Origin of the sequence: Fundidesulfovibrio terrae, assembly GCF_022808915.1 — a bacterium.
Classification (GTDB): Bacteria; Desulfobacterota; Desulfovibrionia; order Desulfovibrionales; family Desulfovibrionaceae; genus Fundidesulfovibrio; species Fundidesulfovibrio terrae.
This window is the reverse complement of sequence record NZ_JAKZFS010000006.1, coordinates 143,663-168,339: the sequence shown is the minus strand read 5'-3', so window position 1 is coordinate 168,339 and position 24,677 is coordinate 143,663. Positions and strand designations below refer to the sequence as shown.

30 protein-coding genes are annotated in these 24,677 nt (G+C 64.7%); 6 read left to right on the top strand and 24 right to left on the bottom strand.

The genetic code is table 11. The features are described from left to right. Positions 1 to 2: 2 nt before the first annotated feature. The 15 genes from fusA to ML540_RS17005 all read right to left on the bottom strand — a co-directional run bounded on the left by fusA (position 3) and on the right by ML540_RS17005 (position 12,188). Complete coding sequence (gene fusA, locus ML540_RS17075) at positions 3 to 2,057, bottom strand: elongation factor G (protein WP_243364314.1); 2,055 nt, start codon at positions 2,055 to 2,057, stop codon at positions 3 to 5. Between the two features lie 8 nt (positions 2,058 to 2,065). Beyond that, entirely contained in the window at positions 2,066 to 2,890 is an 825-nt protein-coding gene (locus ML540_RS17070) for a hypothetical protein (RefSeq protein ID WP_243364312.1), read from the bottom strand. A gap of 37 nt (positions 2,891 to 2,927) precedes the next feature. Beyond that, the gene (locus ML540_RS17065) at positions 2,928 to 3,665 is read right to left on the bottom strand and encodes an outer membrane protein assembly factor BamD (protein WP_243364311.1); all 738 of its coding nucleotides are present in this window, start codon (positions 3,663 to 3,665) and stop codon (positions 2,928 to 2,930) included. Positions 3,666 to 3,686: 21 nt separating this feature from the next. Beyond that, entirely contained in the window at positions 3,687 to 4,616 is a 930-nt protein-coding gene (gene trxB / locus ML540_RS17060) for a thioredoxin-disulfide reductase (protein WP_243364309.1), read from the bottom strand. A 3-nt stretch (positions 4,617 to 4,619) separates the two neighbouring features. Next, complete coding sequence (trxA, locus tag ML540_RS17055) at positions 4,620 to 5,033, bottom strand: thioredoxin (protein WP_341482671.1); 414 nt, start codon at positions 5,031 to 5,033, stop codon at positions 4,620 to 4,622. 6 nt (positions 5,034 to 5,039) lie between these two features. Continuing rightward, the gene (locus ML540_RS17050; RefSeq protein ID WP_243364297.1) at positions 5,040 to 5,207 is read right to left on the bottom strand and encodes a hypothetical protein; all 168 of its coding nucleotides are present in this window, start codon (positions 5,205 to 5,207) and stop codon (positions 5,040 to 5,042) included. 6 nt (positions 5,208 to 5,213) lie between these two features. Continuing rightward, positions 5,214 to 6,272, bottom strand: a complete 1,059-nt coding sequence (gene tsaD / locus ML540_RS17045; RefSeq protein WP_243364295.1) for a tRNA (adenosine(37)-N6)-threonylcarbamoyltransferase complex transferase subunit TsaD — start codon at positions 6,270 to 6,272, stop codon at positions 5,214 to 5,216. Continuing rightward, positions 6,269 to 7,282, bottom strand: a complete 1,014-nt coding sequence (gene fbp, locus ML540_RS17040; RefSeq protein ID WP_243364292.1) for a class 1 fructose-bisphosphatase — start codon at positions 7,280 to 7,282, stop codon at positions 6,269 to 6,271. Before fbp ends, tsaD begins: the two co-directional genes overlap by 4 nt. Before the next feature lie 114 nt (positions 7,283 to 7,396). Next, complete coding sequence (locus tag ML540_RS17035) at positions 7,397 to 8,224, bottom strand: hypothetical protein (RefSeq protein ID WP_243364290.1); 828 nt, start codon at positions 8,222 to 8,224, stop codon at positions 7,397 to 7,399. A gap of 90 nt (positions 8,225 to 8,314) precedes the next feature. Further along, positions 8,315 to 9,193, bottom strand: coding sequence for a tetratricopeptide repeat protein (locus ML540_RS17030; protein WP_243364288.1), 879 nt, complete (start codon positions 9,191 to 9,193; stop codon positions 8,315 to 8,317). Continuing rightward, positions 9,177 to 9,494, bottom strand: coding sequence for an FtsB family cell division protein (locus ML540_RS17025; protein WP_243364287.1), 318 nt, complete (start codon positions 9,492 to 9,494; stop codon positions 9,177 to 9,179). Before ML540_RS17025 ends, ML540_RS17030 begins: the two co-directional genes overlap by 17 nt. Positions 9,495 to 9,500: 6 nt before the next feature. After that, complete coding sequence (locus ML540_RS17020) at positions 9,501 to 9,830, bottom strand: hypothetical protein (protein ID WP_423747900.1); 330 nt, start codon at positions 9,828 to 9,830, stop codon at positions 9,501 to 9,503. A 127-nt stretch (positions 9,831 to 9,957) separates the two neighbouring features. Beyond that, on the bottom strand, positions 9,958 to 10,497 hold the full coding sequence (gene pgsA / locus ML540_RS17015; RefSeq protein ID WP_243364285.1) for a CDP-diacylglycerol--glycerol-3-phosphate 3-phosphatidyltransferase: 540 nt from the start codon (positions 10,495 to 10,497) through the stop codon (positions 9,958 to 9,960). Between the two features lie 87 nt (positions 10,498 to 10,584). Then, positions 10,585 to 11,520, bottom strand: a complete 936-nt coding sequence (locus ML540_RS17010; protein WP_243364283.1) for an Mrp/NBP35 family ATP-binding protein — start codon at positions 11,518 to 11,520, stop codon at positions 10,585 to 10,587. A gap of 23 nt (positions 11,521 to 11,543) precedes the next feature. Next, positions 11,544 to 12,188 carry a protein-L-isoaspartate(D-aspartate) O-methyltransferase gene (locus ML540_RS17005; protein WP_279343512.1) on the bottom strand — a complete coding sequence of 215 codons (645 nt, stop codon included), beginning with the start codon at positions 12,186 to 12,188 and terminating at the stop codon, positions 11,544 to 11,546. A 279-nt stretch (positions 12,189 to 12,467) separates the two neighbouring features. Here ML540_RS17005 and ML540_RS17000 point away from each other — a divergent pair, with 279 nt between their 5' ends. Beyond that, positions 12,468 to 12,905, top strand: coding sequence for a CBS domain-containing protein (locus tag ML540_RS17000; RefSeq protein ID WP_243364281.1), 438 nt, complete (start codon positions 12,468 to 12,470; stop codon positions 12,903 to 12,905). Positions 12,906 to 12,960: 55 nt separating this feature from the next. Here ML540_RS17000 and ML540_RS16995 read toward each other — a convergent pair whose 3' ends face one another. After that, positions 12,961 to 14,187: a M24 family metallopeptidase gene (locus ML540_RS16995; RefSeq protein WP_243364271.1), complete on the bottom strand. Its 1,227-nt coding sequence runs from the start codon at positions 14,185 to 14,187 to the stop codon at positions 12,961 to 12,963. Here ML540_RS16995 and ML540_RS16990 point away from each other — a divergent pair. The 5 genes from ML540_RS16990 (at position 14,174) to ML540_RS16970 (ending at position 17,344) form a co-directional block, all read left to right on the top strand. After that, a complete protein-coding gene (locus ML540_RS16990) occupies positions 14,174 to 15,061 on the top strand; it encodes a DMT family transporter (protein WP_243364261.1) in 888 nt (295 codons plus the stop codon). The genes ML540_RS16995 and ML540_RS16990 overlap by 14 nt on opposite strands. 85 nt (positions 15,062 to 15,146) lie before the next feature. Beyond that, entirely contained in the window at positions 15,147 to 15,569 is a 423-nt protein-coding gene (locus tag ML540_RS16985; protein ID WP_243364258.1) for a CoA-binding protein, read from the top strand. Further along, a complete protein-coding gene (locus ML540_RS16980; RefSeq protein ID WP_243364249.1) occupies positions 15,556 to 16,026 on the top strand; it encodes a YkgJ family cysteine cluster protein in 471 nt (156 codons plus the stop codon). The genes ML540_RS16985 and ML540_RS16980 overlap by 14 nt, the downstream gene beginning before the upstream one ends. Further along, entirely contained in the window at positions 16,023 to 16,793 is a 771-nt protein-coding gene (locus ML540_RS16975) for a J domain-containing protein (RefSeq protein WP_243364247.1), read from the top strand. Before ML540_RS16980 ends, ML540_RS16975 begins: the two co-directional genes overlap by 4 nt. A gap of 89 nt (positions 16,794 to 16,882) precedes the next feature. After that, positions 16,883 to 17,344, top strand: a complete 462-nt coding sequence (locus ML540_RS16970) for a hypothetical protein (RefSeq protein WP_243364245.1) — start codon at positions 16,883 to 16,885, stop codon at positions 17,342 to 17,344. 76 nt (positions 17,345 to 17,420) lie between these two features. Here the strand turns inward: ML540_RS16970 and ML540_RS16965 are convergent, their stop codons facing one another. The 8 genes from ML540_RS16965 to ML540_RS16930 form a co-directional block, all read right to left on the bottom strand. Continuing rightward, positions 17,421 to 17,870, bottom strand: coding sequence for a metal-dependent hydrolase (locus tag ML540_RS16965; protein ID WP_243364244.1), 450 nt, complete (start codon positions 17,868 to 17,870; stop codon positions 17,421 to 17,423). 103 nt (positions 17,871 to 17,973) lie between these two features. Continuing rightward, on the bottom strand, positions 17,974 to 18,342 hold the full coding sequence (locus ML540_RS16960) for a response regulator (RefSeq protein WP_243364241.1): 369 nt from the start codon (positions 18,340 to 18,342) through the stop codon (positions 17,974 to 17,976). 226 nt (positions 18,343 to 18,568) lie between these two features. After that, the gene (locus tag ML540_RS16955; protein WP_243364238.1) at positions 18,569 to 19,726 is read right to left on the bottom strand and encodes a SufB/SufD family protein; all 1,158 of its coding nucleotides are present in this window, start codon (positions 19,724 to 19,726) and stop codon (positions 18,569 to 18,571) included. Between the two features lie 13 nt (positions 19,727 to 19,739). Next, the gene (locus ML540_RS16950) at positions 19,740 to 20,498 is read right to left on the bottom strand and encodes an ABC transporter ATP-binding protein (protein ID WP_243364228.1); all 759 of its coding nucleotides are present in this window, start codon (positions 20,496 to 20,498) and stop codon (positions 19,740 to 19,742) included. A 102-nt stretch (positions 20,499 to 20,600) separates the two neighbouring features. Next, positions 20,601 to 21,323: a rhomboid family intramembrane serine protease gene (locus ML540_RS16945; protein ID WP_243364225.1), complete on the bottom strand. Its 723-nt coding sequence runs from the start codon at positions 21,321 to 21,323 to the stop codon at positions 20,601 to 20,603. Between the two features lie 25 nt (positions 21,324 to 21,348). Continuing rightward, a complete protein-coding gene (locus tag ML540_RS16940; protein WP_243364222.1) occupies positions 21,349 to 22,533 on the bottom strand; it encodes an acyltransferase family protein in 1,185 nt (394 codons plus the stop codon). Positions 22,534 to 22,635: 102 nt separating this feature from the next. Next, positions 22,636 to 24,234, bottom strand: a complete 1,599-nt coding sequence (locus tag ML540_RS16935; RefSeq protein ID WP_243364213.1) for a dephospho-CoA kinase — start codon at positions 24,232 to 24,234, stop codon at positions 22,636 to 22,638. Next, positions 24,231 to 24,677 carry a helix-turn-helix transcriptional regulator gene (locus ML540_RS16930; RefSeq protein WP_243364210.1) on the bottom strand — a complete coding sequence of 149 codons (447 nt, stop codon included), beginning with the start codon at positions 24,675 to 24,677 and terminating at the stop codon, positions 24,231 to 24,233. Before ML540_RS16930 ends, ML540_RS16935 begins: the two co-directional genes overlap by 4 nt.

Sequence of the window (24,677 nt, the reverse complement as noted above, 5' to 3'; positions counted from 1 at the left end):
GCCTAGTCCAAAAGATCGAACCGGGCGAACTGCATCACCAGCCCCGCCCTGCCCTGGGTGGCGGAACGCAGCTCGGTGGAGAAGCCGAAGAGCTTGCGCAAGGGCGTGAGCGCTTGCACAACCTTCTGCCCGGCCCGGTCGAAAAGGTTTTCGATCTTGGCCCCTTTTGAGCCCAGAAGCCCTATCACGTCGCCCACGAAGTCGTCCGGCACGGAGATTTCCAGGTTCATGATGGGTTCGAGCAGGGCCGGAGCGGCGTTCTGGAGAGCTGCCTTGAGGGCCTGGGCCGCGGCCATGCGGTAGCCCACGGCCGAGGACTGGCCTTCCAGCCTGCCCAGTTCCTCCACTCGCACGGACACGTCCTGCACGGGAAATCCCTGCAGCGCCCCCGAGAGCAGCCCGTCCTCCAGGCCTTCGGCCACGGCGTCCAGCCAGGGCTTGGGCCAGACCTTGGGGTCCAGGGGCACGTGCACCTCGCGCCCGTGCTCGCGGGGCATGGGCACAACGGACAGGGACACCTTTCCGTAGTGCATCTGCCCGCCCAGCTCCCGGTGGAACTCGGCCTCGCCGCGCGCCTCGCGGGTGATGGTCTCCTGGCAGACAACCTGGGGCTTTCCCGCCCGCGGGGCCAGGCCGCTTTCACGCCGGATGCGCTCGAGCACAACTTCGAGGTGCAGCTCGCCCATTCCGGAGAGGATCAGCTGGCCCGTATCGTCGTCATGGAGGCAGGTGAGCGTGGGGTCCTCCAGGAGCAAGCGGGACATGGCTTCCTTGAGCTTGTCCAGCTCTTCGGTGTTGCGCGGCTCCAGGGCCATGGACAGCACCGGCTTGTAGAGCGAAATGCTCTCCAGAAGCACCGGATGGTCCTTCCGGCAGAGGGTGTCCCCGGTGCGCGGCAGCTTCATGCCGGCCAGGGCCACGATCTCGCCCGGCCCGGCCTTTTGCAGGGGCTCCTTCTGGTCGGCGTGCAGATGGAAGATGCGCCCCAGGCGTTCGGTCTTGGCCTGGGTGGAGTTGTAGGCGTCCTCACCTTCGGCGAGCACCCCGGAGTAGACCCGCACCAGGGCCAGCTTGCGTCCGGCCTCGATGAGCACCTTGAAGACCAGGGCTGCCAGGGGGGCCTTGGGGTCCGGGGGGAGCTCCACACCATTCTTGGTGAAGGGATTGATCCCATGGGCCGGGGCGATGTCGGCGGGACTGGGCAGGAAGTCGCACACCGCGTCCAAAACCGGCTGCACCCCCATGTTGCGCAGGGCCGACCCGGCCAGCACCGGAGTGGCGGCGCGAGAGAGCGTGGCCGCGCGCACGGCCCTGACCACGGTCTCCACGGGGATGTCCTCCCCGTTCAGATAGGCTTCCATGAGGGCGTCGTCATGCTCGGCCAGGGCTTCCAGCATCTTGTCGCGCCAGGGTTCGACCAGGGCGCGCTCGGCGCCGCTCAAAGGTTCTCGCCTGACGGACTCTCCGGAAAAGGTGATTTTCTCCATGCGGATCAGGTCGGCCACGCCGGAAAACTCGGGGCCCTCGCCCAGGGGGACCTGAACGGCCAGCGGGTTCGCGCCCAGCCTCTCGCGCATGGAGGCGAGCACCGCCTGGAAATCCGCGCCGGGACGGTCCATCTTGTTGACGAAGGCCAGCTTGGGCACACGGTAGTGCTCGGACTGCCGCCAGACCGTCTCGGACTGCGGCTCCACGCCGGAAACCGCGCAGAACACGCCCACGGCCCCGTCCAGCACACGCAGCGAGCGCTCAACTTCAATGGTGAAATCCACGTGGCCTGGCGTGTCGATGATGTTGATCTGGCGTCCGGCCCAGAAACAGGTGGTGCAGGCCGAGGTGATGGTGATGCCGCGCTCCTGCTCCTCTGGCAGGTAGTCCATGGTGGCCGTGCCCTCGTGGACCTCGCCCATGCGGTGGATCTTGCCCGCGAAGTAGAGGATGCGCTCGGTGAGCGTGGTCTTGCCCGCGTCGATATGGGCGATGATGCCGATGTTGCGCAGCGCGCCGATGCCCGGTCTGCCCGGAGCCGGATTGCCCGGTGAACTATGCGAAGCCATGATGGGGATCAGCTATAGACGAGACGGCGGCCGAAGAAAAGCTCGCGGGGCATCTCGGGCCAGTCCCAGAGGGTTTCGCACCCAGGTTCCAGGGTGAGCGACGCGCCGGGGGCGGCTCCGGTCCGAGCCAGCACGGCGTCATGGCCGGCGGCCGCGAGCGCTGCCGCGTCCGGGTATTCGCGCAAGGCCGTGCCAGCATGAGCGAAGGCCACGGCCTCGCGATCCCACTCCAGGGACGCCTGGTCCAGCAGCCCTATCTCGCTCGGAGCGCGCAGCCAATGGACGGCGGAGGCCGGGGCGCACAGCGGCCGCACGCGGTTCCAGAAGGGCTCGAAACCCAGGCAGGCCACCCCTCCCACGCCGTGCCGCTCACGCAGAGCCGATAAGCACTCCCCGAGTTGCGCTAGGGTCGGCGAAAAGACCTGCTCCACGCCGCACAGTTCAAGGGTGGTGAGCAGCGCATGAGGCCAGGGGCCACGCCCCTTGGGCCGCAGCACGGCCACCAGCGGGATGCGCGCGGCCACTGCGGGCATGACGGCGGCTACCAGTTGGGCTGGGGAGGTGGTTTCGGGGTCCAACACCAGGGCGAACCAGGGACGGGCGGCAACGTATTGCGTGCGCACGCCCCCGCCGGGGAAGCGTTCAGCCAGGGTGGCGGCCACGGGGCCGCCGGGATTCCGGGCTTCGAAAAGCCTGGCGATGGAGCTCTTGATGAGCGCCCTGCCCCTGTCGCCGGTCTTCGCGTAGGCGCGGGCGAACAGAGCGTCGCCCACGCGGCAGGCGTCGAAGGTTTCGGTGAGCGCGGCGGGCGTTTCGGGTGTGTCCGTGGTCATATGGTGAAGAAAAAGGCGGCCCGGAGGCCGCCTTTCGTTAGAGCCATTTTTTCATGAAGTTGCGCCAACTGCCTTCCACTTCGCGGCGTTCCGTCTCGGAGAGCGTCTTCTGGTATTCCAGGTAGGAGAGCTGGGCGCGCTCCTTGGAGTACTGGAGGATCTCCGGCAGGTCCTTGAAGTTTTCGGCGGTGTACATGTAGCGCCGCCAGGCAGCCCCGAACCGTCCGGTGTTCCAGTAGAAGTCCGCGATGAATATCTCGTGCTGAGCCATGCGGGTGCGGCACTTGATGATCCAGCCGGGCGCATCCTTTCCCCATTGGGTGTTGGGGTAGGCGTCGCGCAGCACGGTGAAGTACTGGATGGACTCCTGCAGGCCGTCCTGGGGCAGGTCGATGGAGTCGAGCCTGCGGAAGGTGGCCACGCCGATCTGGTAGAGCACGTAGGGAATCTGCTCGTGGCGCGGGTGCAGGGCCTCGAATTCCTTGTAGGTGTCGGCGGCCTGGAGGAACTTGTCGTCCATGAAGTAGGCGTCGCCCAGGCCCACGAGGCCGTCGGGAGTGTAGGGGCTGAAGGGATAACGGTCCTTGAGCTTCAGGAACATGTCCTGCGCCTCGGTATAGCGTTTTTCCTTCATGGCTTCGCGCCCGGCCTCCCAGAGTTCCTGGGCGGTGTCTTCCGGCGGGGGCAGGAAGTAGTAGTCGATGAACCCGCAGCCGGAAAGGCCGAAGAGGAGGAGCGCCAAGGATATGGCGCGCAGGACGTTGGTTCTGGTCATGATGGTGCTTACGAGCCTGTGTTAATGGTGGCCCAGGGTTTCCAGGTAGCTGATGACGGTGCTTGCCGCTGCAGCGCCGTCGCCCACCGCGGTAGCGACCTGGCGGACGTTCTTGGAGCGTACGTCCCCGGCGGCGTAAATGCCCGGAATGCTGGTGAGATAGTTCTGGTCCGTAACGATGAACCCCTGGGGATCGGTTTCGATTCCGGACGGGAAGAACCCGCCCTGGGGCTCGTACCCCACGAAGATGAACACGCCCTGGACATCCAGACGCGTGCGCTCATCGGTCTTGAGGTCGCGCACCGTCACCGCCTCCACCTTATCGGTGCCCACGATCTCTTCCACGACGGAACTGCGCACCAACTGTATCACGGGATTGATCCCGCAACGGTCCTGGTAGCAGCGCTGAGCACGGAAGTCCTCGCGGCGGTGAATCAGGTAGAGCTTTTTCACCAGTCTGGCAAGATAGAGCGATTCCTCGAGCGCGGAGTTACCGCCGCCGATGACTGCCACATCCTGGCCGCGGAAAAAGTTTCCGTCGCACAGGGCGCAGTAGGAGACACCCTTGCCGAGAAGCTCCTGCTCGCCCGGCAGGCCCAGGCGCTTGTAGCGCGCGCCGGAGGCGATGATCACGGCCCTGGCCTCGATCCATTCGGAGCCCACCAGGATGCGGTGAGCGCCTTCCTTGGGTTCGATGGCCTTGACCTCGTCGTTGAGCCTGGCGATGGCGGGATAGGAATCGAGGTGCTTGGCGAAAATGTCCGCCAGTTTCCAGCCTTCGATCCCCTCGGGATATCCGGGGTAGTTCTCGATGAAGTGCGTCATCAGCACCTGGCCGCCGGGGGAGAGCATCTCCACCATGGCCACGCTGAGTTCGCTCCTGGCCAGATAGAGGGCGGCCGTCATGCCGGACGGCCCTCCTCCGATGACCACGGCGTCGAAGCTTTTCATGGACTAGAGCGCCTTCTGGCTGATCATTTCCTTGATGGAAGATTTGGAGACGGCACCGGTGATCTGCTCGACCACTTCACCGGCCTTGAACAGGATCAGGGTGGGGATGGCGCGGATGCCGTACTTGCTCGGGGTGGAGGGATTCTCGTCCACGTTCATCTTGGTCACCTTGACCTGGCCGGTGTATTCGTTGGCCAGTTCGTCGATCACCGGACCCATGGCGCGGCAGGGTCCGCACCAGGGAGCCCAGAAGTCCACCAGGACGGGCAGCTGGCACTTGAGGATTTCCTCTTCGAAATTGGCGTCGGTGACTTGAATGGCCATTGTGTCTCTCCTTTGCTGTTCTTCTTCACGAAGCGAAAAAGTCCGCCTCGCCCGAAAGCGGGTAAGCCGGTCGCAAGGGCGTTCCGGCTTGATTGGTTCTTACAGAACGTCCTCGATTTTGAGAAGCGAATAATTCCCGAATTTTTCGAAATCCGCGCCCGTGGTCACGGCCGCCGGAACGCAAAACTCGGCCGCCCGGCAAGCCGATCCGCCGGGATCGAACGGGCCGAGCTCATCCGGCAGGCGCATGGAGGACCGCATACGCATCACCGGTTACACTGCCGCCCGGGCGTAGTCGAAGGGGACGGGCCTGCCTCGGGGTATGGCGTCCAGCTCCGGGCCGTGGCGGTAGCCGGCCCCGGCCAGCAGGCAGCCCAGGTGCGCGATCATGGCCGCGTTGTCCGTGCATAGGGACAAGGAGGGGAAGATCGCCTCCAGGCCGTGCTCTGCGCACAGTCCGGCCAGAACCGTGCGGATCATGGAGTTGGCCGCCACCCCGCCCGCCACCACCAGGGCGCGGGCCTCCGGGTGGGCGGCGATGGCGCGCCTGGTCTTGATGCGCAGTGTGTCGGCCACGGCGGAATTGATGGAGGCGCAGAAGAGACCGAGGCCCGGCACGTGGGGCAGTTCCCCCTCGGGGAGCACGGGCAGCTTCAGGTGCGGATGATCGGCCACGTAGCGGGCAACCGATGTCTTGAGGCCGCTGAAGCTGAAATCCAGGCCGGGATTGGACGTGTAGGGCCTGGGAAAGAGCGTGTCGTCGGGTGTGACGCCCCGGCCCAGCCGATCGATGAACTTGCCCCCCGGGTACGGGAGGTTGACCATCTTGGCGGCCTTGTCCAGAGCCTCGCCCGCCGCATCGTCCAAGGTGCGCCCCAGCAGCTCGAACTCGAATGGGGAACGGATGAGGTACAGGTGGGTGTGCCCGCCCGAGATGAGAAGCCCGATCACCGGGAACGGCAGACCGCGTTCGAGACCGGCGGCCATGAGGTGGGCGTGCAGGTGGTTCACGCCCACAAGTGGCACCCCCAGCCCCAAGGCCAGTCCCTTGGCAAGGTTCATGCCCACCAGGAGGCTGCCCAGCAGCCCCGGCCCCCGGGCCACGGCCACGCAGCCTACGCGCGACGGATCGATGCCGGTGGAATTCATGAGCGAGGTGTAGAGCGCCGCGCCCTTGCGCAGGTGCTCGCGGGAGGCCAGCTCCGGGACCACGCCGCCGAACAGGGCGTGAAGCCCCTCCTGGCTGGCCAGACGCTCGCCCAGTACCGCGCCGTCCTCGACCAAGGCCAGCGCGGTCTCGTCGCAGGAGGTTTCGACTCCCAGGCAGATCATTTCTTGTGCTTGCGGTAGATCTCCTCCACCTTCTCCACGTCCTTGCGGCTGCCGATGAACAGCGGGACGCGCTCGTGCAGCTCGGTGGGTTCGATGTCCAGGATGTCGCGCACGCCGTCCGAGGCCGCGCCGCCCGCCTGCCTGGCCACGAAGGCCAGGGGGCTCGCCTCGCACATGAGGCGCAGCTTGCCGTGGGGCTTCTTGGGGTCCTGGCTGTCGGCGGGATAAAGGAAGATGCCCCCGTAGAGGAGGTTGCGGTGGAAGTCAGCTACCAGCGAACCGATGTAGCGGCCGGAATACGGCGCGCCGCGCTCGTTCTTGGGGCTCTTGAAGTATTCCACGATCTCGCGGGTGGGCTCGTCCCAGTAGGACCAGTAGGCCTCGTTGATCGAATAGATCTTGCCGCGCTCCGGGGTCTTGATGTCCGGATGCGAGAGCAGGAATTCGCCCACGCTGGGGTCCAGGGTGAAGCCGTTGACCCCGCGCCCCGTGGTGTAGACCATCATGGTGGAGGTTCCGTAGAGGAAGTATCCTGCGGCAACCTGCTCAGCGCCCTTCTGCAGCACTTCGCACAGCCTAGCCGAGCATTCGCTCTTCTCCTTGCGGCGCAGGATGGAGAAGATGGTGCCCACGTTGACGTTGGCGTCGATGTTGGTGGAGCCGTCCAGGGGGTCGATGATCAGGATGTAGTCGCCCTTGGGCAGGTGGTCGGGGATTTCCACCAGGTCCGCGTTCTCCTCGGAGGCGATGGCGCAGAGCACGCCCGCGCGCTGCATGCGGTGGATAAGCACGGAGTTGGCGTATTCGTCCAGCTTGCGCACGGCCTCGCCCTGGACGTTGGTCTCGCCGGTCAGGCCAAGCACGTCAACCAGTCCAGCCTTGTTCACCTCGCGGGAGATGATCTTGGCCGCCAGGATCAGCTCGTTGAACATGGAGGTGAACCGCCCGGTGGCCATGGGCGATTCCTTCTGGTGCAGGAGAAGATGTTCCGTGACGGTTACCTGGCGCATGTGCAGGCTCCTTGTTTTGGCGTGTTTGCACGGCCGGACGGGAGTCCGAACCGCCGGGTCCCGGGCGAGGTCCGCGGAGAACGCAGGCCCGGGACGCGTTTCGGGCTACCGGGCCTACTGGGCCGGCGCGGGTTGCGGCGCGGGTTGCGGCGCAGGCGCGGGCTTGGCGGCCTTGGCCGGAGCGGTCACGGCGGACACGGCGTAGATCAGGCGCGCCTGAGCCACGAAACGGGACTGCCACAGATAGCGGGTTCCTCCGATGCGCTGCTCGCCGGACACATCGCTCTTGAGGATGTTCTTCCAGTTGAGCTGGGCCAGGGCTTGTGCTGCCGAGGAGTCGTCGCCGCCCCACAGGGATGCGCCGGGAGCGACCATGATCAGCTGTCCAGGCTCGGGAGAGAACTTGATCAGGTTGCCCGGATCAAAATGGGCCACCAGAAGGCCCTTGAATTCATTGTCCACGTAGAGAGGCTTGGCCACCATGATCTCCGCGCCAAGCTCCGAGGTGGCCACATAGGCGGCCATCTTGCGGGTCTTGTAGATGCTCTCGAACTCCATCATGGGGGCGAAATCCACCTGCTTGATGCTGAACGCGGGCAGCCTGAAGTTCACAAGGCCGGTGTCGGTCAGGATGGCCATGCCGGAAAGCCAGGGGAAGGAGTCCATGAACGCCTGGCACCACTCGCGGTCTGGGGGCAGGTCCTGGGCGGACAGGGCGCGCAGGAGGTATTCGAGGCGCTCGTCCACGGGGGTGAAGAGATTGGCCAGCTTGCGTTGCGACGGATCGGCATCGCCGGTGTCTTTGAGGTCAACCGTGGGATCGACGTTGACGTAGTCCTTATAGAACTTCCTGGTGCTCTTCCAATAGGGTTTGACGGTGTCGCAGCCGGCGGCCGCGAAAAGAGCGCAGGCCAGCAGGGCCAGGAAAACGCGTTTAAACATGCCGCAGTTCCTTGTTTCCGGGTGTGTGATGGGGTTCGCCCCAAGCGTACCCGGCCCATGTACTCCTTGGGCCGGGCGATATCAAGCGGCTCAGGCGGTGGCCCTGGCGTCCAGGCGGTTGGCCAGGGCTTCGAGCATGCTCACGAGCTTGGCCTTGGACTTGGGCTGGGCTTGGGAGGGCTTCACGGGAGCGATCCCGGCGGCCATCAGGGCGTTGATCTCCTCGATGCGCGAGGAAATTTGCTGTTTCTCCTGCTCGGTCGAAGCCAGGGGCATGAGTTCCCCGTAGATCTCCAGGGCCGAGGAGTAGTCCCCATGGCGGGCCAGCAGGTCGGCCATGGTGCGCGTCTTCACGGCGGCGGACGCCTGCGAGGCGCATTCGGGGGGGAGCTGGTCCGAGGGCGCGTGGCGTTCCTGGGATTCGATCTGCCTGGTCAGGGCCAGGACTTCGTCCGCACCGCGCAGGCTGAAGCCGGATGGGGCTTCCCCTTGGCCTTCGGCGGCGTCTTCGGTTTCTCCGGGTCCTTCCCCGGGGCCCTCACACGGCCCTTCGGCCGGGACCTTCCGTCCCGAAGCGGCGGCCAGGCCATTCTCCATGAGCGACAGCCAGGAAACGTCCTTGCCCTGCAGCGACAACGCCAGGAAGTTGAGCGCCAGGGCGGAGTCCCTGGAGAGACCGGGGGCCTTGGCAGCCCACAAGGTCCACACCGAGGGATAGCTGGAAAGAAGAGAGGACAGCCCCTCGAAGGCGGTCAGGGCTTCGTCGTCCCGCCCCAGGCGGGTGAGCAGCTCGACGAGCAGGAATTTGGCCTCGAGATGACCGGGATGGAAAGCGATGGAGCGCGCGAGGATCTGAACAGCCTCCTCGGATTCTCCTTGCCCGGCAAGCATCTTGGCCAGGGGGAAAAAGACGCGGGAGTTGGGGTCGTCGTTTAAGACTTCGCGGTAAAAGTCAATTTTTGATGTCATCGCCAACGCTTCCTTCAGGGGTGTTCCCGGGGAATAGATAGATGATTTCGTTGTCGCGCAGGTAATTCCCGTGAGCACGCGTCATTTTTTCCGTAAACGCCTTGTCGGACTTGAGCCAACGAATCTCCTGGCTCAGGTCCAGCGAACGCCCGCCCAGGTTTTCCAGTCTGAGCTTCAGCTGCTTCTGGTGATTCTTCAGGTCGAGATAGGCGAAGATGCCTTTGTCGCTCCAGATGAGATTGTATAGAAGTATGGCGTTGCAGGTGAGGATGAGTGCGAGGAGCAAGCGCCGTATGATCATGGTTGGCTATTGGAGTGTCGTGTTTGTCGCCGCGCCGTGATGCGTGAGCGTGGCTGGGGTCTTCAGTTCCTGAAGAAAACGTTCTGTTGCCGTCTCTATACGCGCCACATCATCCTCGTCAAGCTCCACACCGTCCATGCCGTTCAGGAACGCCTTGAGCACCTTGAACTCCGAGAGCAGCACATGTCCCGTGTCCATCCGGCACAGCAAGGGCTCGAGTTCCAGGATGGTCTGGAGACAGTTGATGATGCGTGCCGCAAGTGCGTCGGACCTTAACTTTTCCATATTGCGCCCGCCGTTCTCTCCCGGACCGAACAGGACTGGAAGCTTCAACATTCGTACGCCAGTTCACCCGGAAAGGCAATCCCGGCGCTTGCGGCGGGTGCTTCTTCAAGAGCGCCCCGGGACAACAGGAGTTACAGACCAGGCGAACACGGCAGGCCGCGGCAGGGCGAAAGCCCGGCTAGCCCTGCCAATTCTTGAAGAAGCCGTACATGTAGTTGGCCCCCGAACCGATGGTCAGGCCCAGGGCCACGTAGAGGAGCATGTCACCGAAGGGCTGCGGGTCCACGCCCCAGACGGGGAAGTGCAGGATGAGCGGACACAGGGCGAAGGTCTGGATGATGGTCTTGAGCTTGCCGAACTTGTCCGCGGCGATGACTATGCCCTGGTCCGAGGCCACGGCCCGAAGCCCGGTCACGGCCATCTCCCGGCCGATGATGAGCACGGCCACCCAGGCTTCCACCCAGCCAAGGCGTACCAGCATGATCATCACCGAGCCGATGAGGAGCTTGTCGGCCAGGGGGTCCAGGAACTTGCCCAGGTTGGTCACCAGCCCCATTTGCCGGGCCAGCAGTCCGTCGGCGACGTCCGTCACCGAGGCCAGGATGAACACCATCATGGCCGCGAAGCACATGGCCGGTCCGGGGAAATAGAGCATCAGCACGAGGATCGGCACGACGCCGATCCTGGCCAGGGTGAGCACGTTGGGCAGGTTCATCATGGCGGTTTCCCCTGTCGCGGCGGATGTTTCGTCGCAGGCGCGGGAGGGCGGACGAAACGCCCGCCCTCCCCGCGCACGGCGAAAAAACTAGCGCCTGAGCGTGGCGTGGGCCTCCAGGCTGGACTGGGCGGCCTGGTCGATGTTGTCGGCTAAGGCCATGAGGGCGTCCTTCACGGGCGAGGGCTCGTCCATGAGGACCACCGGCCGGCCCATGTCCCCGGCCACCACAGTGACGGGATCGAGCGGAATCGCGCCCAGGAAGTCGATGCCGTATTTCTTGGCCAGTTCCTCGCCGCCGCCCTTCTTGAACAGGGCGATCTCCTTGGAGCAGTGCGGGCAGATGAGCCCGCTCATGTTCTCCACCAGCCCGAGGATGTTGGCCTGGGCGTACTGCAGGAAGTTGATGGCCTTGCGCACGTCGGCCAGGGAGACCTCCTGGGGCGTGGTCACCACCACGCACAGGGCGTCGGGGATGGTGCGCAGCACGGTCATGTGCTCGTCTCCGGTGCCCGGGGGCGAATCGATGACCAGATAGTCGAGCTCGCCCCACTGCATCTCGCCGATGAACTGGCGAATGGCCGAGGTCTTCATGGGGCCGCGCCAGAGCACGGCCTGGTCCGGATCCTTGAGGAGGGATTCCATGGACACCACGGAGAGGTTCTCGTCGTAGGCCTTGGGGACCACCTCCCCCTTCTCGTTGGCCTCGAGGTTGCCGGAGAGCCCGAGCATGCGCGGCACGCTGGGTCCGTGCAGGTCCACGTCCAGGATTCCCACCTTGTGGCCCTTGCGGGCCAGTGCGGCGGCCAGGTTCACGGTGATGGAGCTCTTGCCCACCCCGCCCTTGCCGCTCATCACGAAAAGCTTGTACTTGATCCGGGACAGGGCCGAGGAGATGCGCTCGTCCTGCTTTTGCGTCTTGGCGTCCTTGCAGCCGTCCGGCGAGGATTTCGACCCGCAGGTGCTGGATTTCGCGCAGCTCTTGCACGCCGAGGATTCGGCCTCGCCCTTTTTCTTGATCTTCATTTTCCTTGTATCCTCCGGTCGGCCTACCATGCGTGGCGGCCGACGAGATCGACGAACATGACCTGTCCGACGGATTTGCGCCCGATCTTTCCATCCTGCTTGCGCACCAGGGTCAGGTTCTGGCTGCGCCGCTCCGGCCCCACGGGGATGACCAGGAGCCCGGGGTCGGCCAGCTGCTCGAGATAAGGCTCGGGCACCTTGGGGCCTCCCGCCGTCACCAGGATCCTGTCGAAGGGGGCCGACTCAGGCCACCCCAGGGTGCCGTCGTCCAGCTTCAGATGGACGTTGCCATAGCCCATGGCCGCCAGCCGGTTCTTGGCCAGCTGGTGCAGTTCGGGCACCCGTTCCACGGAATGGACCACCGCGCCCATCTCCGCCAGGACCGCGGTCTGATAGCCCGAGCCCGTCCCGATCTCAAGAACCTTCATGCCGGGCTTCACGTCCAGAAGCTCGGTCATCCAGGCCACCACGTAAGGCTGCGAGATGGTCTGCCCCTGTCCGATGGGCAGGGGATGGTCCTCGTACGCCTGCGGCTTCAGGGCCTCCTCCACGAAGAGGTGGCGGGGAACCTTGCGCATTGCGGAAAGCACGGCCAGCGAGGACACCCCTCTGGCGATGATCTGGTCGCGCACCATGCGCTCGCGGCTGCGTTTGGGATCGATTTCCAAGCGGCTTCTCCGACGTGACGGCCATGGATGCTATCCGTTTTTTTCCTCGGACGCCAGACGGTTGCACCGGACGGAGAAAAAAATCGAGGGCTGCGCGCCGGGGTTTACACCGCCCGGACAACTTGGTAAATAATGCATACTGGAGAGTCTGGCAAAGGAATGTATTTTTTGCACACAACAGCTCGAATAAACTGGATAACGGATAGAACTCGTCGACAAAGCGACTGCAACGTCACTATCGGCTCGTGCCGAGATGCCGGCACGCAACAGGAGAACGCCATGCTTACCGTCGGCGACCTCATGACCACCCAACTGTTCACCCTGCTGGAGACAGACACCCTCTACACGGCGAAACAGATCATGGAGATGGCCCGCGTCCGGCACGTGCCCATCGTGGACGCCAAGGACGCCTTCATCGGCCTCATTACCCACCGGGACATGCTGGCCCTGGCGGTGTCCAAGCTCTCGGACATCGACTCATCCACCCAGGACGAACTGGACGCGGGCATCCCCCTGCGCGAGATCATGCGCTCGGACGTGGTGGTGGTGAGTTCGAGCGCCCTCTTGCGCGATGCCGCCCAGATGCTCCTGGACCACAAGTACGGCTGCCTGCCCGTGGTGGACGCCGGAAAGCTGGTGGGCATCATCACCGAGGCGGACTTCCTGCGCCTCACCATCAGCCTCATGGACGCCTTGGAGAACCGAGGCGAGCGCTGAAACAACGAGGCCCCGCACCGGCGGGGCCTCGATTTTTTTCACTTGCAGCCGCGCCCTACTCCACGGCGATCATGTCGAAGGAGCCGCCGCCGGTCAGGCACACGCCGCCCGAGGCCGTGACCTCGAAGGTGTTCTCCACGCCCACCATGCCCACACCCGCAATGCCCATCTTGGGCTCCACGGCCATGACCATCCCCTCCTCGAAGGGCTCGTCGAAGCCCTTGGCCAGCACGGGCCAGGCGTCGATCACCAGGCCGATGCCGTGCCCCAGGAAGGGGACCTTGTTGCCGCCCAGGCCCATGAATCCGGCGTCGAAGCCTTCCCGAACGGCCCAGTCCGAGCAATGCGCCCAGATCTCGGCGGGCGAGACCTCGGGTTTCAGGCGTTCGGCCGTCCAGGCCTGCACGTCCATGCAAAAGGCGTGGGCCGAAGCCACCTCATCCGGCACCGACGATCGCGGTCCGGCCCAGTACACCTGGGTCTTGTCGGTGTTGTAGCCCTCCAGGGCGAAACCGCAGTCCACGGAGAGCGGCTGGCCCTTTCGCCACACCTGCCCCGCGTAGCCCATGAAGGGGATGGCCGGATGCTCGCCGCGAAGCCCCAAGGGGCCGTTGAACACGCTGGGATAGTTGCCGGAATCGCCAGCCGCCACATGGCCCAGGAAAATCTCCTCGCCGTGCGCGCCCATCCGGAGCATTCCCGGATGGCCGAGTTCGAAGAAGACCTCCCACACCGAGTGGGACACCTCGCGCTCGCTCATGCCCGGGCGGATGCGTCCGGGCAACAGTTCGGTCAGGGCCTTGGCGTGCCGGGCGCCGCACAGGCGCGTCTTGTTAAGCTCCCAGGGGCTCTTCACGGCCTGGGCCCGGGCTAGCACCATGTCGCCCGGGACGAAACGCACGTCCTTGAGTTTGGACGTGAGCAGCCCGGAAAGGCTCCAGGACAGCCCGTTCATCTCGGCCGCCGCCACCTCCGTCAGGGGCGAACCGGCCTCCCGGCACAAGCCGGGGATGTCGGAATAGGAGCGGAAAGGCACGACGCGCGAAAGCGGCGATTCCATCCTGGCCCGTTCCATGCCCTTGCGCACCATGAGCACCGGCTCGCCCTCCACGGGCAGCCAGAGTACGCCATTGCCAAATGTTCCCGTCAGGTAGTAGATGGCCAACCGGGAAAATACGGCCAGCCCCCCCGCGTCGGGGGCGAACCTGGCCAAAAGGGACCGGCAGGCCGCATGACGCCGGACGAGTTCTCCGGCAGGCATGACTTCAATGGCTTCGAACATACGCACTTCTCCGGCCACGGTTTGGGCGCACGCCGCCCTGGTGGCGGCAATGCTCCTGTATGGCGGGTCCTTCGTGGCCATGAAGGCCGCCCTGGCTTTCCTCGATCCGTGGCTGATCGTCCTGGGCCGGATGCTTCTGGCCCTGGCGGCGTTCAGCCTGTACTGGCGGCGCATTCCGCCGGCGACGCTCGTGAGGCGGCACCTGCCGAAACTTCTGGTGATGGCGCTTAGCGAGCCGTGCCTCTATTTCGTGTTCGAGGCCAGGGCCCTCACGCTCACCCAGGCGTCGCAGGCGGGCGTCATCACGGCGCTTTTGCCCGTAATGGTGGCCTGCGCTGCCGGCGTGTTCCAGGGCGAGCGCACCTCGCCCACCAACTGGGCCGGGCTGGCCCTAGGCTGCGCCGGGGCCGCCCTGCTCTCCGCCTTCGCGCCGCAAGACCAATACTCGCCCGACCCCGTGCTCGGCAACCTCCTGGAGTTCGCGGCCATGGGCTGCGCCACGGTCTACACGCTGATGGTCAAGCACTTGGTGCGCCACTTTTCGCCGCTTTTCCTCACGGCCTTCCAGGTTATCACAGGGGCGGTGTTCTTCCTCCCGGCCCTGTTCTTCTCCCCCTGGCCGGACCAGCTCTCATGGCAGGCCCTGGCGGCCGTGGGCTACCTGGGCCTGGGCGTCAGCGTGGGGGCGTACGGGCTCTACAACTTCTGCCTGTCCAGGCTTCCGGCCGGGCGCGTGGCGGGCGCGGTGAACCTGATTCCGGTGTTCACCCTGACCCTGGGATGGCTGGCTCTGGGGGAATCCATCACCGGATGGCAGTGGGCCGCTGTGGCGCTGATCCTGGCCGGGGCCCGCCTGGCGGGACATTCTTCTTGAGAGGGCAGCGCTTTGCGGTTAGAAGTGCCTTCGGGCCTTTCGCGGGCCGAACATTCCTCAATACGTCTCGGACAAGGCGGCTTTCATGCTCTTAGGCGACGCCGAAATGCGTGTGGCTTTGACCGGCTGCGCCTCTGTGGCCATCGTCGGAGCCAAGGACAAGCCCGGCAGCGCGGTGGACCGCGTCGGGCGCTACCTCATTGACAACGGCTTCACGGTGTACCCAGTGCACCCGGTGCGCAAGGGAGTATGGGGCCTGCAAACCTACGCCAACCTGGCCGAGCTTCCCAACCCTGTGGACATCGTAAACCTGTTCAGGGCCGCGGAACACTGCCCGGAGCACGCCCGCGAGACCCTGGCCCTGTCCGTGCTCCCAAAGATTTTCTGGATGCAGCTGGGCATCTTCAGCTTCGAGGCCCGCAGCATCCTGGCCCAATCCCCCATCATGGTTATTGAGGACCTGTGCCTCATGGTGGAACACCGCAGGCTCATGCATGAAGACTACTGACATGGACACCGGGAAATCAGCCTTTGAATGCCGCCGCTGCGGCCACTGCTGCCAGGGCGAGGGCGGCATCGTGCTCGCCCCCAAGGACCAGGAGCGCCTGGCGCTCCATCTGGGCTTGTCCCTGGCCGAGTTCCTGGGCGCGCACACCACCTGCAAGGGCCCCAAGGTGCACCTGGGCGTGCGCGAGGACGGGTTCTGCATCTTCTTCCAGGACGGTTGCTCCATCCATCCGGCCCGCCCGGACATCTGCCGGGCCTGGCCCTTCTTCAGGGGCAACCTGCTCGACGCCTCCAGCTGGGAGCTTTCCCTGGAGTATTGCGCGGGCATCAACCCCAAGCTCACCCACGAGGAATTCGTGCGCCAGGGCCTGGAATCGCTCAAGGGGCAGGGCGTGGGAGTCAGAAACGACCAGAACGCGCCCAACGCCCTGCGCCTGGACGGGATCGGCAAGCCGTGAACGTGACCGAGGCCCATCGCATATTGGGCCTGGCTCCCGACGCCGGGCCGGAGGAGCTCAAGAAGAGCTACCGCCTCCTGGCCTTCCGCTACCATCCCGACCTGCATCCCGGCGACACCCTGGCCAAGCGCAAGTTCCAGCACCTGAACGAGGCCTACCTGCTGCTCAAGCAGGTGATGGCCGAAGGTCCGCCCAAGGCAACGCAGCGCCCCGAACGGGAACAGGCGCGCGAGGCGCCCAAGGCCGATCCCAATGCCCGGCGCAAGGCCAAGAACGCCTACACCAAGGCATCCCAGCAGGACCCCGAAAAGACCAACTACTATTTCCGGCGCGAGGACGTCCTGCAGGATTTGCTCAAGGATGCCTTCGCCCGCCAGGTATTCGAGGACATCTACAACGAGCTGCGCAAGTCCAAGGCGACCGGCCCGGTCGATCCGGGACGCGCCTCCGCCCAGCGCACCCTGGACGTGCACATGGGCAAGTCCAAGTGGTCCATGGACTTGAGCGACGGCGTGTGGGGCGCCATCAAGGGGTTGCTGCTCAAGCAGCTCGACGACGAACAGACCGTGGAGGTGCCCCCGGCCAGCCTGCTGCCGGGGGCGAAGCTGCGGGTGGGGGTGTCCCAGGGGCTTTCCGGAGAAACCAAGACCGTGGAGTTCACCCTGCCCAAGGACTACGCGCTGGGCCAGTCCGTCCGGCTCAAGGGCCTCGGGCGAAGGATCGGCCCCTGGAGGGGCGATTTGTATCTGCGGCTCACCCTCGGTTGAATTCCGGGGCCGGAATCGTCCGGCCACAACACGCGACAGCGCCATTTGCCGCCTCCGGAACCGCGAAACCGAGCAAGGACGTCCAGTCCATGGTAAAACGCGTCACCCACATGAGATTCCTGACCTTCCTGGCGTTTCTAGCCCTTGTTTCCATACTCCTGCCAGAAACGGCCCTGCCCCAGGCACAACGCGCGGGCGGCCCCTGCTCCTACGAAAATTATCCCGGCGCGATCAGCATCATCGCCGTTGAGCCCATCCCCCAGCCCAAGAATCCCTCGGCCCGCCTGCCCTACCAGCCCTACAGGGTGATTTTCACCTTCGCCCCGGCCAAGTCCTTGGCGAATTCACTCTTCCAGCCGACCAAGGCCCAGGAGCTGACGCTTTCCGGGGGCACGCCGCCTGGCCCGGAATTCCTGAAGAAGTACGGCATCCACCCCGGCGCGTCCTTCAAGACTGATCTGCACCTGATCACCTCCGGCACGTGCTCGCCTATGGTGTTTACGTTCCACGGCATCGACGTATACGATCGCTTCGAGTTCAAGAAACGGTGAACACGTCTTCCAAGTAACAAACGAACGGAGCGCCTCTCGGGCCGGCACGCTGACAAGACGCGGGCGGAAGACGGGCTCAGAACGTCCCGTCCAGCAGCAGGTGCGAGTAATACCCCAGCACTGCGGCCAGGTAGAACGGCAACAGTATCTGCCAGGCCAGGCCCATGAGCATCATGGGTCCGATGACGATTGGGCTCGGTATGACCAGCCCGGCCCACCAGGTATGGGTCCAACCCCGGTGCGAACCCACGGCCGGCAGCAAGGCGCAGAAGCCCAGCAGCGCCGCGTAGCGGTACAGCCCCTTGAGGATGAGCGCCGCATCGGCGATGACCGCCGCGCCGTAGTAGAGGTGGCGTCCTTTGGAATTGGTGTCCACGTCGGGAAAGAGCGAACCGAGCACGGCCAGTGCGGCCAGGATGGCCATGACCTTGGGCTCGGGCCGGTAGAGCCCAAGCCACCACGCGCCGCCGAGCACCGCGCCGGTGGCGGCCAGCGAACCTGCGATATGTCCTTTGAATCCGGGCATGGCGTTGGCGTAACACCCGGCCGGTCAGGCTGGCAAGTATGCCTGGACGTCCTCGCGACAGGTTCCGGATCGATGCGATGAAAAAGCCGGGGGCGGTGGCGAGTCAGACGGTAAGCGCGTTGCGGGCGAGTGACAGAAGGTCGTCCAGCTTGAAGGGCTTGCCTATGACGGTCTGGTTTCCAACGCGGTAGCCCCGGGCCTTGGATTCCTCCTGGGTGAGAATGGCGGTGAGGAAGATGACTTTGGTGGGGATGGCGTTGTCATGCATGAGTTCCGCCAGTTCGTGACCGCTCAGCCCGGGCATGATGATATCGATAAGCGCCAGGTCGGGCGGGCTCAGGAGCATGGCGTTCCATGCTTCGTTGGGGTCGGTGAAGGCGGTGGGGAGGAAATCCCCGGTGCTTTCGAAGAAGGACCGCAGCCCGTCGCACCAGACGGGATTGTCCTCGACTATGAATACCGAATGTTTCATGACGTCTCCCAGGACTGTTCGGCTTAAACGTATCGCCTTCAAGGAACAGGGAGGGTACAACCACTGACCCAGCAAATCAAGATTCCCGCTCAACATTTATAATCATGCATCTGATAACGCATAAATGATATCTTGAGACGCGCTCACGCAAAACCGCCAACAACGAAAAGGCCGGGCCGGATGCTTCCGCATCCGGCCCGGCCCGCGTTCCTGAGAAACCGTCCGGCTAGAACATGTCCTTCTCACACTCGGAGATGGTGTCGTTGATCACCTGCTGCAGCTTCTCGGGCAGGCCCATGATGTCCACATTCAAGAAGCCGCGCACGATGGTGGAGGTGGCCTCCTCCTCGTCCAGGCCCCTGGCCATGAGGTATTCGATCTCCTCTTGGGCAATCTTGCCCACGGCGGCCTCGTGGGACAGCTCCACGCCGTCCACGGTGGCTTCCAGCTCCGGGATGGCGTGGATGACGCCCCCGCCCAGGATCAGGCCCTTGCACTCAAGATGGCCCCGGGCGGGCACGGCGTTGCCCGCGATGTGGCCCCGGGCGATGATGGTGCCGCCGGTGGTGATGGTGCGGGCGATGGTCTCGCCCCGTGTGTCGGGAGCAGCCAAGATGATGCGGCTGCCGGTGTCAACGTAAGAGCCCTCGGGAGCCACCATGACCGAGTTGAACCGGGCCACGGCGCCTTTGCCCGCCAGGGTGATGGTGGGGTACATCTGCAGGTCGCGCACGGGCTTCAAAAGCACGTAGTTGTTCAGGTAGACGCCGCCCTCCTCCACGATGCCACCGGAGCGGGGCCGCACAACGGTGTTCTCGGCCCAGTTGTGGATCATGGTGAAGGTGAGCTTGGCGTTCTTCTTCACGAAGAACTCCGAGATGCCCATGTGGGCTGCGCCCTTGGAACCGTGAGCCACGGAGCAGCCGGTGATGATGTGCAGTTCCGAATCTTCCTCGACGATGACGATGTTGTGCACCGCCTGGCCGGTCATGTCGCCCTTGATGAACAGGCAGGACTGCACGGGCTCGGCGATCTTGGCGCCCTTCTCGGTGCGGATGAAGTAGCCGCCGTGGAGGCTGTCCTGGGCGGCCCGGGTGAACTCGTCCTTGTCCTTGTCCACCTGGGTCCACATGTACTCTTTGAGGCCGTCATACTTCTTGAGGGCGGTCTTGATGTCGAGGATCTCCACGCCCTTCTGCTTGGATTTGCAGTGTACGGCCCCGTGGTCCATGTGCATGTAGGTGCCGCTCACGGCGTTGGCGGAGACGTCCACCCCGGCCATGAGGAGCTGGTGCTTGTCGGCCTCGTCCAGCTTGGTGAGGTCGGGGATTTCGCCGGGGGCCGGGGCCTTGAAATCGAAGTCTTTGAGATCGATGGGCTTCATGGCTGAACTCCGCTTAAGCCAGGCAGCGCAGGCATTCCTGGTAGCCGAAACGGGTGATGTGGTCGAGGATGTCCCGGGGGTTGGACTCGCAGCACAGCTTGCCCTCGTACATCACCTGGCCGCGGTCGGCATTGACGTATTCGAGGATGTAGCCGGTGTGGGTGATGATGAGCCCGGCCACTGTGCGGTGGGTCTTGAGCTCGCGCAGGCTGCGGTCCAGGCAGGGGGGACGCTCGCCCGCCAGCAGGTCGCGCACGGTGTTGCCGATGAGCTTCATGTTCTCCAAATCGACGCCCGACTCGGGCTCGTCGAAAAGCACCAGATGCGGCTGCTGGCTCATGAGCTGCAGAATTTCGCTGCGTTTGATCTCGCCGCCCGAGAATCCCGCGTTGACGTCGCGCTCCAGGAAATCGGTCATGTTCACCCGCTTGGCCATGGCGTCCACGTCCACGGGCCTGCCCTGGGAGGCCATGGAGACCAGATGCCTGAGCTTGAGGCCATGGATGGTGGGCGGACGCTGGAAGGACATGCCGATGCCCAGCTTGGCGCGCTCGTGAATGGGCGCGTGGGTGATGTCGTGGCCGCGGAACATGATGCGGCCTTCGGTGATGGTGTAGTTGCCGAAGCCCATGAGGGCCATGAGCAGCGTGGTCTTTCCCGAACCGTTGGGGCCAAACAGGATGAACGTCTCGTTATCCTTGATCTCCAGGTTGATGCCCTTGAGCACCTCCCTCTCGCCGATCTTCACGTGCAGGTTTTCTATGCTGAGCATTGAGGCCTCGCGTTTGAGAAGGGAAACATTGCCGGATGCGTCCGAGGCAGGAGGCGTAAGTCAGATGGGCGGCGATGTCCAGCGTGCCGGAAACGGAAACATTCAGCGCCTTTCGTAGCTTCTGGAGTCCGGCAGGTAGCAGTAGCGGCAGTCGAGCTTTCCGAAGACCTTCACCAGGAGCATTCCGAAGACGAAACCGCCCGCGTGGGCCCACCAGGCCACCGATTGCCCATCGTTCAAGGATGCGCCGGAAAAAAGCCCCGAACTCACCTGGAGGAGGAACCATATCCCCAGAAAGACCACGGCCGGAAGCTCCACGATCCAGGGGATGAATACAATGGGGATGAGCACCACAACCCGCGCCTGGGGAAACAGCCGGAAATAGGCCCCCATGACGCCCGCGATGGCCCCGGAGGCCCCCACCACGGGCATGTCCGAGGCCGGGTTGAAGGCCACGTGCAGCGTCAGGGCCGCCAGCCCCGAGAGCAGGTAGAACAACAGGAAGCGCCAATGCCCCATGGCGTCTTCCACGTTGTCCGCGAAGATCCAGAACACCCACATGTTGAGCAAAAAGTGCAGCCAGCCGCCATGCAGGAACATGTACGTCAGGCCCGAGGTCCAGCCCCCAGGGGGGAAACCGGCCATGAGCGCCCATTGAGGGTCGGTGAAGCGCAGGGGCACGGCCCCGTAGAGATGCAGAAGAACGCTCAGGGAGCGCTCAGGCATGAGCATTTCGCCCAGGAACACCGTCAGGTTGATCGCGAACAGCACCCATACCACGATGGGCTTGCGTATGCGCGGAATGTTGTCCTTGATGGGAATCATACGACTGCGTAAGCGCCGGCGCGGGTCAAAAGTCCCGGCTTGTCCCGCGCGTCTCGAGGACTTCAGCCGGAGCGGTCTCCAGGGCTGCGGACCGGAAGGGCCACGCCTTGCGGACCCGGGCTAGGAACCTGACCGTGGGTTCGTCCACCAGCACGGTCATGGCGTACGCCGTCGCGATGGTGACGGCGATGTAGCAGAGCGCGATGGCGGCCACGCTGGCCGCACCGGATTGCCCGTACCGCCAGTAAAGCTCGGACATCCCGATGCACAGGAGCGGAAAATGGATGAGGTAGAGCGCGAAGGAGATTCTTCCGAAAAACTGGGGCATCCGGGATTCGAACAGCGATCCCGCCCTCTTCCACATGAAGAGTCCCAGAATCAGGGCCGTGGCTCCGGCGGCGCGAACCGTGCTGAACGCGGGGCTGAACGCCTCCACGAAGGACGAGACCCCTTCGTACACCGAGCCTGAAACCGGGGCGAAGGGAAGTCCTCCCAGAAAGAGACCGGCCAGGACGAGTAGCGCCCCGCAAAGGGAGTTCCGGGCTATAAGTCCCCTGTCCCACGCCTCGAACATCAAGGCGCCGAGAAAAAAGCCCATCAGGTTGGTGGGCCAGTCCCGGATGGCGAAGCAGGTCACGAGGGACAGAAGGCACAACGCCGGCACGCGCACGGACCTGCCGCAGACCGCATAGAGCACATAGATGGCCACCGAACCCGCGAATTCGATGCGCATGGTCCACAACACGTTGTTGTAGTAGGATAATCCCGTCAGATAGACCGTGTAGGCGGCTTCCTTCACCGCAAAGCTGAAGGGAAGGTTCATGGGCTGGTACATGAAATCGAGCCACCAGTGACCGACCAGATGGGCCGCGCGCTGCGCCGCGCCCGGCAGCAGGTGGACCATGGCGAAGGCGAAGCAGACGCTCACCAGGATGGGAATCGTGAGCCGGGCATAGCGGATGGCGATCAGAAGCGGCAGCGGGCAGCGGGTCCTGGCGGCGGACGCGGAGATGACCAAGCCGCTCAGGACGAAGAACACATACACGGCGAACGTTCCGCTGTAGAGAACGAACAGGGGGGACTTGGCGATGGCGTCCTGCACGGCCTTGCAGGCGTGTCCTTCCGAGCCGAAGTACAAGGCGGGGAAAAAACCGACCACAAGATGGGATATGATGACGATGAACGCGGCCACACCCCTGAGGCCATCCAAGGAAGCGATCCGGCGTGCGGGGGCGGGCGCGTTGTTCATTCGTTCGGAACGTATACCACTTGTGAAGGGCTTGTCACCTGCCGAGGACGGAGGCGTGCCGGATCAAGCATACTCGTTTGCCCGCATCCAGGCCAAAAGCGACGAGGTCCGGGCGGTGCGGTCCTTGAGCAGCGCCGCCAACATCGCATCCACTCCGTGTTCCAGGTCTTCGAGTGTGCCCGAGTTGTCCACGGTGTACCGGCAGGCCGCGAGCTTCTTCTCCTCGGGCCACTGCCAGGAATCCACCAGGGCGATCATGTCCTGGTCCCAGCCGCGTTTGCCCGCCAGCCGTTCGTGGCGCACGGGCGCAGGGCAGCGCACCCCCACGGCCAGATCCACCGCCCCCCCTCCCAGCCATCCGGCTTCCAGCAGCATGGGCACCTCGGCGAAGGCCGCCCGGGAGCGGGAGCTGATCTGCCAGAAGCCCTCCAGGCGGTTCTGCACCAGGGGATAGAGAATCTCCATGAGTTCGCGCCGAAACCCCTCCGAGCCGCGCATGGCCTCAAGCAAGGCCCCCTTGTCCACCGGGGAGCCGGGTGAGGGAGCGAAGCGATCGCCGAAACGGGAGCGCAGTATGTGCCAGCCGTCCGCGCCGGGCTCGTAGAGCTCGGCCACGCAACGGTCGGCGCTCCACACCGGCCAGCCGCGCTCGGCAAGGGCCTGCATCACCGCGCTCTTGCCGCTGCCCGGCAGGCCTACCACTCCGACCCTCTGGACGGTGCGGGTCAGATAGAGGGGGATGCGCCAAAAATCGCGGGGCGGCGGGCAGGTGAAGGCCATGTCCAGGCCGGTGGCGGGATGCGTGAACGACAACTTCCAGGCATGGAGCATCTGGCGCGAGGCCAGTGTCGCGAGCAGCCTGTCGCGGCGTTTGAGCATGGCATGGAGCATGGAACCGTAGAGAGCGTCGCCGACCAGGGGATGGCCGAGGTGGGCCAGGTGCACCCTGATCTGGTGGGTGCGCCCGGTGGCGATGTCCACCTCCACAAGGCTGACCTTGGCGTCGGGGGATGTCCACGACACCCGGTAGGCGCTCCTGGCCTCGCGCCCTCCCTTCAGGACGCACATTCGCGTCTTGTGGCCGGGATCGCGCCCGATGGGGGCGTCGATGAAGCCTTCGTCCTTGGCGGGGCGGCCGTGCACCAGGGCCAGGTAGGTCTTTTTCACCTCACGCCCGGCGAACGCGGCGGAAAGCTTCAGGCGGACCGGCTCGCTCAGTGCCACCACCAACAGGCCCGAGGTGTCCTTGTCGATGCGATGGACGATGCCGGGGCGCTCGCCCTCGATGTTCTTGAGTTCCGGGAAATGGTGCAGCAGGCGGTTGACCAGGGTGCCCTCGGGACAACTCGGGGCCGGATGGACCGTGAGCCCGGGCTGCTTGTCCACCACGGCAAGGTATTTGTCGCGGTAGAGAACGGCGATGCCGCCCGTTTCGGGCTCGGGCACGGCGCGGGCCTCGGGCACTGTCAGCTCCAGGCGCTCGCCGCCGCGCAGCTTATGGGAGGACTTGCGTACGGCCTGCCCGTCAACCGTGGCCAGCCCGGCCTTGATCCACTCCTGGATCTTCGAGCGCGTGATGGACTGCTCCGCCAGCTGGTCGGCCCAGAATTGGTCCAGGCGGCCCGGCCCGGCCGCCTCTGCATGCAGGGTGGAGCCGGTCATCTTGCCGCCCTGGCGTACAGCCCCGGGGTCATGCCCATGTATTTCTTGAATCGAATCGTCATGTGGCTCTGGTCGTGGAAACCGGCGTCGGCGGCAGCCCCGGCCAGGGACGAACCACGCAAGAGAAGCCCGCGCACCCGGCGCAAGCGCGCCAGCGTCCTGTATTCATTGATGGTGATCCCTGTTTCTCGCCTGAAGAGCCTGCACAGGAGTGCCCGGCCTACCCCGGCGTGCCGGGCCAGATGATCGAGCGAGGCGTCGGGCTCGCCCGGAGATTCAAGCAGCTCCCGCACCATGGCGACGGCGGAGCGTCCTGTTCCCCGCGCCGGGAACCCGTCCTGGCGTGGCGAGGAGCAAGCCGCGGCCCGGTCCAGAACACCTTGGAGGGCGGGCAATGCCAGCCTGTCATCCCCCCGCTCCACCGCGAGGAGAAGCCGGGCCAT

Bases quoted from the DNA above. Each gene is read 5' to 3' on its own strand.
- ML540_RS17035 (WP_243364290.1), bottom strand. From the start codon at position 8,224: ATGTTTAAACGCGTTTTCCTGGCCCTGCTGGCCTGCGCTCTTTTCGCG.
- ML540_RS16955 (WP_243364238.1), bottom strand. From the start codon at position 19,726: ATGAAGCCCATCGATCTCAAAGACTTCGATTTCAAGGCCCCGGCCCCC.
- ML540_RS17070 (WP_243364312.1), bottom strand. From the start codon at position 2,890: ATGACCACGGACACACCCGAAACGCCCGCCGCGCTCACCGAAACCTTC.
- fbp (WP_243364292.1), bottom strand. From the start codon at position 7,282: ATGCGCCAGGTAACCGTCACGGAACATCTTCTCCTGCACCAGAAGGAA.
- ML540_RS17065 (WP_243364311.1), bottom strand. From the start codon at position 3,665: ATGACCAGAACCAACGTCCTGCGCGCCATATCCTTGGCGCTCCTCCTC.
- ML540_RS17025 (WP_243364287.1), bottom strand. From the start codon at position 9,494: ATGATCATACGGCGCTTGCTCCTCGCACTCATCCTCACCTGCAACGCC.
- pgsA (WP_243364285.1), bottom strand. From the start codon at position 10,497: ATGATGAACCTGCCCAACGTGCTCACCCTGGCCAGGATCGGCGTCGTG.
- trxB (WP_243364309.1), bottom strand. From the start codon at position 4,616: ATGAAAAGCTTCGACGCCGTGGTCATCGGAGGAGGGCCGTCCGGCATG.
- ML540_RS17020 (WP_423747900.1), bottom strand. From the start codon at position 9,830: ATGTTGAAGCTTCCAGTCCTGTTCGGTCCGGGAGAGAACGGCGGGCGC.
- ML540_RS16980 (WP_243364249.1), top strand. From the start codon at position 15,556: ATGAAGACTACTGACATGGACACCGGGAAATCAGCCTTTGAATGCCGC.
- ML540_RS16965 (WP_243364244.1), bottom strand. From the start codon at position 17,870: ATGCCCGGATTCAAAGGACATATCGCAGGTTCGCTGGCCGCCACCGGC.
- ML540_RS17050 (WP_243364297.1), bottom strand. From the start codon at position 5,207: ATGCGTATGCGGTCCTCCATGCGCCTGCCGGATGAGCTCGGCCCGTTC.
- ML540_RS16995 (WP_243364271.1), bottom strand. From the start codon at position 14,187: ATGTTCGAAGCCATTGAAGTCATGCCTGCCGGAGAACTCGTCCGGCGT.
- ML540_RS16960 (WP_243364241.1), bottom strand. From the start codon at position 18,342: ATGAAACATTCGGTATTCATAGTCGAGGACAATCCCGTCTGGTGCGAC.
- ML540_RS17000 (WP_243364281.1), top strand. From the start codon at position 12,468: ATGCTTACCGTCGGCGACCTCATGACCACCCAACTGTTCACCCTGCTG.
- ML540_RS16970 (WP_243364245.1), top strand. From the start codon at position 16,883: ATGGTAAAACGCGTCACCCACATGAGATTCCTGACCTTCCTGGCGTTT.
- tsaD (WP_243364295.1), bottom strand. From the start codon at position 6,272: ATGATCTGCCTGGGAGTCGAAACCTCCTGCGACGAGACCGCGCTGGCC.
- ML540_RS17030 (WP_243364288.1), bottom strand. From the start codon at position 9,193: ATGACATCAAAAATTGACTTTTACCGCGAAGTCTTAAACGACGACCCC.
- fusA (WP_243364314.1), bottom strand. From the start codon at position 2,057: ATGGCTTCGCATAGTTCACCGGGCAATCCGGCTCCGGGCAGACCGGGC.
- ML540_RS16945 (WP_243364225.1), bottom strand. From the start codon at position 21,323: ATGATTCCCATCAAGGACAACATTCCGCGCATACGCAAGCCCATCGTG.
- ML540_RS16950 (WP_243364228.1), bottom strand. From the start codon at position 20,498: ATGCTCAGCATAGAAAACCTGCACGTGAAGATCGGCGAGAGGGAGGTG.
- ML540_RS16935 (WP_243364213.1), bottom strand. From the start codon at position 24,234: ATGACCGGCTCCACCCTGCATGCAGAGGCGGCCGGGCCGGGCCGCCTG.
- ML540_RS16985 (WP_243364258.1), top strand. From the start codon at position 15,147: ATGCTCTTAGGCGACGCCGAAATGCGTGTGGCTTTGACCGGCTGCGCC.
- ML540_RS16930 (WP_243364210.1), bottom strand. From the start codon at position 24,677: ATGGCCCGGCTTCTCCTCGCGGTGGAGCGGGGGGATGACAGGCTGGCA.
- ML540_RS17010 (WP_243364283.1), bottom strand. From the start codon at position 11,520: ATGAAGATCAAGAAAAAGGGCGAGGCCGAATCCTCGGCGTGCAAGAGC.
- ML540_RS16990 (WP_243364261.1), top strand. From the start codon at position 14,174: ATGGCTTCGAACATACGCACTTCTCCGGCCACGGTTTGGGCGCACGCC.